The organism is Streptomyces cahuitamycinicus, from assembly GCF_002891435.1.
In the GTDB taxonomy this organism is placed as follows: Bacteria; Actinomycetota; Actinomycetes; order Streptomycetales; family Streptomycetaceae; genus Streptomyces; species Streptomyces cahuitamycinicus.
In genome coordinates, this window is the sequence record NZ_POUC01000389.1 from 1 (window position 1) to 7,655 (window position 7,655).

General features: G+C 66.9%; 8 protein-coding genes. 7 read left to right on the forward strand and 1 reads right to left on the reverse strand.

The window, feature by feature from the left end; translation table 11 throughout:
- The 3 genes from C1J00_RS34165 to C1J00_RS34175 form a co-directional block, all read left to right on the forward strand.
- On the forward strand, positions 1-839 hold an 839-nt coding region (locus C1J00_RS34165), incomplete at its 5' end, for a cytochrome c oxidase subunit I (protein ID WP_180989793.1).
- Positions 836-1,234, forward strand: a complete 399-nt coding sequence (locus C1J00_RS34170; RefSeq protein WP_102912845.1) for a cytochrome c oxidase subunit 4 — start codon at positions 836-838, stop codon at positions 1,232-1,234. The genes C1J00_RS34165 and C1J00_RS34170, both read left to right, overlap by 4 nt.
- Before the next feature lie 131 nt (positions 1,235-1,365).
- Positions 1,366-2,616, forward strand: coding sequence for a L,D-transpeptidase (locus C1J00_RS34175; RefSeq protein ID WP_102912846.1), 1,251 nt, complete (start codon positions 1,366-1,368; stop codon positions 2,614-2,616).
- A 119-nt stretch (positions 2,617-2,735) separates the two neighbouring features.
- Here the strand turns inward: C1J00_RS34175 and C1J00_RS34180 are convergent, their stop codons facing one another.
- Positions 2,736-3,137: a response regulator gene (locus C1J00_RS34180; protein ID WP_102912847.1), complete on the reverse strand. Its 402-nt coding sequence runs from the start codon at positions 3,135-3,137 to the stop codon at positions 2,736-2,738.
- Between the two features lie 145 nt (positions 3,138-3,282).
- Here C1J00_RS34180 and ctaE point away from each other — a divergent pair, with 145 nt between their 5' ends.
- The 4 genes from ctaE (at position 3,283) to qcrB (ending at position 7,486) form a co-directional block, all read left to right on the forward strand.
- Entirely contained in the window at positions 3,283-3,903 is a 621-nt protein-coding gene (gene ctaE, locus C1J00_RS34185) for an aa3-type cytochrome oxidase subunit III (protein WP_102912848.1), read from the forward strand.
- An 81-nt stretch (positions 3,904-3,984) separates the two neighbouring features.
- Positions 3,985-4,797 carry a cytochrome bc1 complex diheme cytochrome c subunit gene (qcrC, locus tag C1J00_RS34190; RefSeq protein WP_102912849.1) on the forward strand — a complete coding sequence of 271 codons (813 nt, stop codon included), beginning with the start codon at positions 3,985-3,987 and terminating at the stop codon, positions 4,795-4,797.
- On the forward strand, positions 4,794-5,867 hold the full coding sequence (gene qcrA, locus C1J00_RS34195; RefSeq protein WP_102912850.1) for a cytochrome bc1 complex Rieske iron-sulfur subunit: 1,074 nt from the start codon (positions 4,794-4,796) through the stop codon (positions 5,865-5,867). The genes qcrC and qcrA overlap by 4 nt, the downstream gene beginning before the upstream one ends.
- The gene (qcrB, locus tag C1J00_RS34200) at positions 5,864-7,486 is read left to right on the forward strand and encodes a cytochrome bc1 complex cytochrome b subunit (RefSeq protein WP_102912851.1); all 1,623 of its coding nucleotides are present in this window, start codon (positions 5,864-5,866) and stop codon (positions 7,484-7,486) included. Before qcrA ends, qcrB begins: the two co-directional genes overlap by 4 nt.
- Positions 7,487-7,655 lie beyond the last annotated feature (169 nt).

The window sequence follows — 7,655 nt, forward strand, 5'->3', positions numbered from 1 at the left end:
TGATCGGCGCGACCATCGCGATCGCGGGTCTGTCCGTGACGGTGTGGGCCCACCACATGTACGTCACCGGCGGTGTGCTGCTGCCGTTCTTCTCCTTCATGACGTTCCTCATCGCCGTCCCGACCGGTGTGAAGTTCTTCAACTGGATCGGCACGATGTGGAAGGGCTCGCTGTCCTTCGAGACACCGATGCTCTGGGCGACCGGCTTCCTGATCACCTTCACCTTCGGTGGTCTGACCGGTGTCATCCTGGCCTCGCCGCCGATGGACTTCCACGTGTCCGACTCGTACTTCGTGGTGGCGCACTTCCACTACGTCGTCTTCGGCACCGTGGTGTTCGCGATGTTCTCCGGCTTCCACTTCTGGTGGCCGAAGTGGACCGGCAAGATGCTGGACGAGCGCCTCGGCAAGATCACGTTCTGGACGCTGTTCATCGGCTTCCACGGCACGTTCCTGGTCCAGCACTGGCTGGGCGCCGAGGGCATGCCGCGTCGTTACGCCGACTATCTGGCGGCCGACGGCTTCACCGCCCTGAACACGATCTCGACGATCAGCTCGTTCCTGCTCGGCATGTCGATCCTGCCGTTCTTCTACAACGTGTGGAAGACGGCCAAGTACGGCAAGCCGGTCGAGGTCGACGACCCGTGGGGCTACGGCCGCTCCCTGGAGTGGGCGACCTCCTGCCCGCCGCCGCGGCACAACTTCATCACCATGCCGCGGATCCGCAGCGAATCCCCGGCGTTCGACCTGCACCACCCGGAGATCGCCGCCCTCGACCAGCTCGAGAACGTCGGTCACGGCGAGAAGACCCTCGCTGGCGGCAAGGAGGCCGGCAAGTGAAGATCCAGGGCAAGATGTTCATGTGGCTGAGCGTCTTCGTGCTCGTCATGGCGGTCGTCTACGGCTTCTGGTCGAAGGAACCGGCCGGCACCACGGCCCTCTTCCTGGCCTTCGGCCTGTGCATCATGATCGGCTTCTACCTCGGCTTCACGGCCAAGCGGGTCGACGTGGGCGCACAGGACAACAAGGAGGCGGACGTCGCGGACGACGCCGGCGAGGTCGGGTTCTTCAGCCCGCACAGCTGGCAGCCGCTCTCCCTGGCCATCGGCGGCGCCCTCGCCTTCCTGTCGATCGCGATCGGCTGGTGGCTGATGTACTTCTCGCTGCCGATCATCCTGATCGGCGTCTGGGGCTGGGTGTTCGAGTACTACCGCGGTGAGAACCAGACCCAGTAACACGAGCCGAGCGCTTCAGGGGCCCGGACACTCCAAGAGGAGCGTCCGGGCTCCTGCTTTTGCCGCAATGCGTGTCACTCGTACGAGTCGCTCGGCGTGCCGCTGTTGACGCCGCTTCCTAGCGTGAGCTCATGAGCCACACAGCGATATCCCGCCCCCGCACCGTCGTCGGCACGCTGCTGGTGATCGCCCTCTGTGCGGGCGTCACCGCCTGCGGCTCGGACGGCAACCCGCTGGCCGCCCGCCCCTACGACGCGGCGGACCAGGTCTCCTTCAACGCCCCCTCGGAAAGCCGTGAGAAGGCCGACCCGGACAAGCCCCTGGAAGTCGTCGAGGACTCCGACGGGCGCATCACGGACGTCACGGCCCACGACGCCTCAGGACGCTACGTGGCGGGCGAACTCGCCGCCGACGGCAGTCGCTGGCACAGCACCTCCCCGCTGGCCGCAAACGCCAGCTACACGGTCCGTGTGAGCACCGAGGACGAGGACGGGGCGCCCGGCCGCAAGGTCGTGACCTTCGACACCGGCAAGCCCACCACCAAGAAGCGCCTGGACGTCACCTTCGGACCCAAGACGGGGACCTACGGCGTCGGCCAGCCCGTCACGGCCGAGCTGAGCCGGCCCGTCAAGGACAAGGCCCAGCGGGCCGTCGTGGAACGCGCTCTCAAGGTCTCCTCGACGCCCTCCACCGAGGGGGCCTGGCACTGGGTGGACGACAAGAAGCTCCACTACCGCCCGAAGGACTACTGGCCCGCCCGGGCGACCGTCCAGGTGCGCAGCAACCTGCAGGGCATCAAGATCGGCGACCGGATGTGGGGCGGCAAGGCCAAGCCGCTGACCTTCAGCACCGCGGACAAGCTCATCGCCGTCACGGACGCCGCCGCCCACCGGATGACCGTCTACAAGAACGACGAGATCGTCCGGGAGATACCGGTCACCACGGGTATGCCCGGCTACGACACCCGCAACGGCGTCAAGGTCGTCCTGGCCAAGGAGGGCACCGTCCGCATGACCAGCGCCAGCATCGGCGCCGCGGACTTCTACGACCTGATCGTGCACCACTCGGTCCGGGTCACCAACAGCGGCGAGTACGTCCACGCCGCCCCCTGGTCCGTCGGCTCCCAGGGCTACGCCAACGTCAGCCACGGCTGCACCGGCATGAGCAACGAGAACGCCGCCTGGTTCTACGACACCGTCCGCGAGGGCGACATCGTCGAGGTCGTGAACTCCGGCGGCGACACGATGGCCCCCTTCGGCAACGGCTTCGGCGACTGGAACCTCGACTGGGCGAAGTGGCGCACCGGCAGCGCCCTCGTGGGCGGCACCCCGGACGGCCCCACACAGGCCGACAGGGCCCGCCTGAGGCCGCAGAGCGTCTAGACGCCCTCAGGGGCACGTCCCTCAGGGGCGCGGGGCCGTGTCGACATGCGGCTCCGCCGCGCGGGCGCGACAAGCCACAGACCACCCGCACACGCGAGACAACAGGTGCCCCCGAGCCCCTAGGCGTTCAAAGCCGCCTTGTCCCGCAACAGCGAAGCCAGCGCGGAGGCGAACTCCACCGGCTCCACCGGCAGGGTCACCGCCGCCTCCGCCCGGCTCCAGGTCGCCAGCCACGCGTCCTGGGGCCGCCCGATCAGCAACAGCACCGGCGGGCAGTCGAACACCTCGTCCTTGATCTGCCGGCAGAGCCCCATGCCTCCCATCGGTACGGCCTCGCCGTCCAGTACACAGACGTCGATCCCACCCCGGTCCAGCTCCGTGAGCACCGCGGCGGGAGTCGCACACTCCACGAACTCCACCACGGGAACGTCCGGAGCCGGCCTCCGTCCCGTGGCGAGCCGCACCTGCTCCCGGGTGTTGGAGTTGTCGCTGTAGACCAGCACCGTGGCGGTCGGCTGCATTGTTCCTCCGTGACGTCAGCGTCGTAAGGACAGGCCCGTTGGGCCGGATGCTACTCCCTTGAACCCCACGTCAACACCGGTACGACCGGCTTAGACACTCCGAACGGCACCCCCCGGAGTGAGGGCGGGATAAGCGACCGACATAATGTCGGTCGTGGCGACAGCAACGACAGTAGAAACCGGGCACGCGCACCCGTCGGTCAACCGGCCGAACCTCACCAGCGTCGGAACCATCATCTGGCTGAGTTCCGAGCTGATGTTCTTCGCGGCCCTCTTCGCGATGTACTTCACCCTGCGATCGGTGACGGGTCCCGATCACTGGAAGGAGATGGCCGGCCATCTCAACTTCCCGTTCTCGGCGGCGAACACCACCATCCTGGTGCTCTCCTCGCTCACCTGCCAGCTCGGCGTCTTCGCCGCCGAGCGCGGTGACGTGAAGAAGCTGCGGATGTGGTTCATCGTCACCTTCGTGATGGGTGCGATCTTCATCGGCGGTCAGGTCCTCGAGTACACAGAGCTGGTCAAGGAGGCGGGCCTGTCCCTGTCCTCGGACCCGTACGGCTCGGTGTTCTACCTGACCACCGGCTTCCACGGCCTGCATGTGACGGGCGGACTCATCGCCTTCCTGCTGGTCCTGGGCCGGACCTACGCGGCCCGGAGGTTCACCCACGAGCAGGCGACGGCCGCGATCGTCGTGTCCTATTACTGGCACTTCGTCGATGTCGTCTGGATCGGTCTCTTCGCCACGATCTACATGATCAAGTAGCAGGGCCCGCATCCGCGCGTGCTCGACGCAGCGCGCATCCCAGAAGCATCGACGCAGAAGATCCTGACACCGGGGTAATCCGTGAAAAAGCTCTCCGCACGACGACGCCACCCGCTGGCGGCGCTCGTCGTCCTACTCCTCGCGCTGGCATGCACCGGGGGGCTGTACGCCGTGTTCGCACCCGCGGACAAGGCGCAGGCCGACGAAACCGCCCAGTCCCTCACCATCGAGGAGGGCAAGAAGCTCTACGCCGTCGGCTGCGCCAGTTGCCACGGCACCGGCGGTCAGGGCACCTCCGACGGGCCGAGCCTGGTGGGTGTCGGCGCCGCGGCCGTCGACTTCCAGGTGGCCACCGGCCGTATGCCGGCCGCCACCTCCCAGGGCCCCCAGGTCCCGGAGAAGAAGAACATCTACTCGCAGGCCGAGATCGACCAGCTCGCGGCGTACATCGCCTCGCTGGGCGCCGGTCCGTCGATCCCGACGGAGGAGCAGTACGGCCCCGAGGGCGCCGACATCGCCAAGGGCGGTGAGCTGTTCCGCAACAACTGCGCGCAGTGCCACAACTTCACCGGCAAGGGCGGCGCGCTGACGCACGGCAAGTACGCGCCGAGCCTCGAGGGCGCCTCCCCGAAGCACATCTACGAGGCCATGCAGACCGGCCCGCAGAACATGCCGTCCTTCCCCGACACCACGCTGTCGGAGAAGAACAAGAAGGACATCATCGCGTACCTCGACGCGGTCAACAGCGAAAAGACCGAGAGCCCCGGCGGCCTCGCACTGGGTGGCCTCGGGCCGGTCAGCGAGGGCCTGTTCGGCTGGATCTTCGGTCTCGGCGGTCTGATCGCCGTCGCCGTGTGGGTCGCCGCCCGGACCGCAAAGGCCAAGAAGTCATGAGTAGCCAAGACATTCCAGAAGAGAACCTGCCTGCCGCGCAGTCCGCAGGACATGACGAGCACGGGCACGGCGCGGTGAGCGTCGCGGACGACAAGCACCCGTTCGCCGACCCGGGCCTGCCGCCCCACGAGCACCGGATCCAGGACGTCGACGAGCGGGCCGCCAAGCGCTCGGAGCGCTCGGTCGCCCTGATGTTCACGGTGTCGATGCTGGCCACGGTCGCCTTCATCGCCGCGTTCGTGGCGATCCCGGTCGACAAGTCGGTCTACATCTGGCCGCTCGGCCACATCAGCGCCCTGAACTTCGCGCTCGGCATGACGCTCGGCATCGCGCTGTTCTGCATCGGCGCGGGCGCCGTCCACTGGGCCCGCACCCTGATGTCGGACGTGGAGGTCGCCGACGAGCGGCACCCGATCGAGGCGACGCCCGAGGTCCGCGAGAAGGTCTTCGCGGACTTCAGCCAGGGCGCCAAGGAGTCCGCGCTCGGCCGCCGCAAGCTGATCCGCAACACGATGCTCGGCGCGCTCACGCTGGTGCCGCTCTCCGGCGTCGTACTGCTGCGCGACCTCGGTCCGCTGCCCGGCACGAAGCTCCGCCACACGCTGTGGTCCAAGGGCAAGCTGCTCGTCAACATGAACACGAACGAGCCGCTGCGTCCGTCCGACGTCGCGGTCGGTTCGCTGACCTTCGCCAAGCCCGAGGGCCTGGAGGAGCACGACCACGGATTCCAGAACGAGATCGCCAAGGCCGCCCTGATGATCGTCCGGCTCCAGCCGGACGACATCAAGGACAAGCGCGAGCTCGAGTGGTCGCACGAGGGCATCGTCGCGTACTCGAAGATCTGCACCCACGTCGGTTGCCCGATCTCCCTGTACGAGCAGCAGACGCACCACGTGCTCTGCCCCTGCCACCAGTCCACCTTCGACCTCTCCGACGGTGCCCGAGTGATCTTCGGTCCCGCCGGTCACGCCTTGCCGCAGCTCCGCATCGGCGTGAACGACGAGGGCTACCTCGAGGCGCACGGCGACTTCGAAGAGCCCGTCGGCCCTTCTTTCTGGGAGCGCGGATGAGCACTGCACAAGAACGACGCAAGGCGCCCGCGGGGGAGCGGGTCGCCGACTGGGCCGACGGCCGCCTCGGGATCTACTCCCTGGCCAAGGCCAACATGCGCAAGATCTTCCCGGACCACTGGTCCTTCATGCTGGGTGAGATCTGCCTCTACAGCTTCATCATCATCATCCTCACGGGTGTGTACCTGACGCTGTTCTTCCACCCGTCGATGAACGAGGTGGAGTACCACGGCAGTTACGTCCCGCTCCAGGGGCAGCTGATGTCGGAGGCGTTCGCCTCCACGCTGGACATCAGTTTCGACGTCCGCGGCGGTCTGCTCATCCGGCAGATCCACCACTGGGCGGCGATCATCTTCCTCGCCGGCATGTTCGTGCACATGATGCGCGTCTTCTTCACCGGCGCGTTCCGCAAGCCGCGTGAGATCAACTGGCTGTTCGGCTTCCTGCTGTTCGTCCTGGGCATGTTCACCGGCTTCACCGGCTACTCGCTCCCGGACGACCTGCTCTCCGGCACCGGTGTCCGCTTCACCCAGGGCGCGATCCTGTCCGTGCCGATCGTGGGCACGTACATCTCGATGTTCCTGTTCGGCGGGGAGTTCCCGGGCACCGACTTCGTCGCCCGGTTCTACTCGATCCACATCCTGCTGCTGCCGGGCATCATGCTCGGGCTCGTGGTCGGCCACCTGATCCTGGTCTTCTACCACAAGCACACCCAGTTCGCGGGTCCCGGACGCACCAACAAGAACGTCGTCGGCATGCCGCTGCTGCCGGTCTACGCGGCCAAGGCCGGAGGCTTCTTCTTCCTGGTCTTCGGTGTCATCACGGCCATCGCCGGCATCGCGACCGTCAACCCGATCTGGGTCCTGGGCCCCTATCGGCCCGACCAGGTGTCGACGGGCGCACAGCCCGACTGGTACATGGGCTTCGCCGAGGGTCTGGTCCGGGCCATGCCGGGCTGGGAGATCAACCTCTGGGGTCACACGCTCGTCCTGGGCGTGTTCATCCCGCTGGTCCTCTTCGGCCTGTTCCTCGCGATCATCGCCCTCTACCCGTTCATCGAGTCGTGGGTCACCGGGGACAAGCGCGAGCACCACATCCTGGACCGGCCGCGCAACGCCCCGACCCGCACCGGTGTCGGTGTCGCGTGGATCACCGGCTACATCATCATGCTGATCGGCGGTGGCAACGACATCGTCGCCACCCACTTCCATCTGTCGATCAACGCGGTGACCTGGTTCGTCCGGATCGGGTTCTTCGTCGGACCGGTCCTCGCCTTCATCGTCACCAAGCGCATCTGCCTCGGCCTGCAGCGCCGGGACAAGGAGAAGGTGCTGCACGGCCGCGAGTCGGGCATCATCAAGCGCCTGCCGCACGGTGAGTTCATCGAGGTGCACGAGCCGCTCAGCCAGGAGCAGATGTACACGCTCACGGCACACGAGCAGTACCAGCCGGCCGAGATCGGCCCGACGGTCGACGAGAACGGTGTCGAGCGCAAGGTGAAGGGTTCCGAGAAGCTGCGCGCCAAGCTCAGCGACGCCTATTACGGCGAGGGCGCCCAGATCCCGAAGCCCACCGCCGAGGAGTACCGGGAGATCACGAGCGGCCACGGCCACCACTGATCGACTGCTTCGCCACGCCACAGAAGGGCCCCGTCCGGTGTTCTTGAGTTCTAGTAGTCGTCGCAACACCCCAGCTCAGGGGATGCGATGGACTTCGAGGTCCGCAAGGTCAGACATGGAGGGGGCGGTCGTCGCCTGACTCGTGAGCGGGAGGTATATCTCCAGCTCA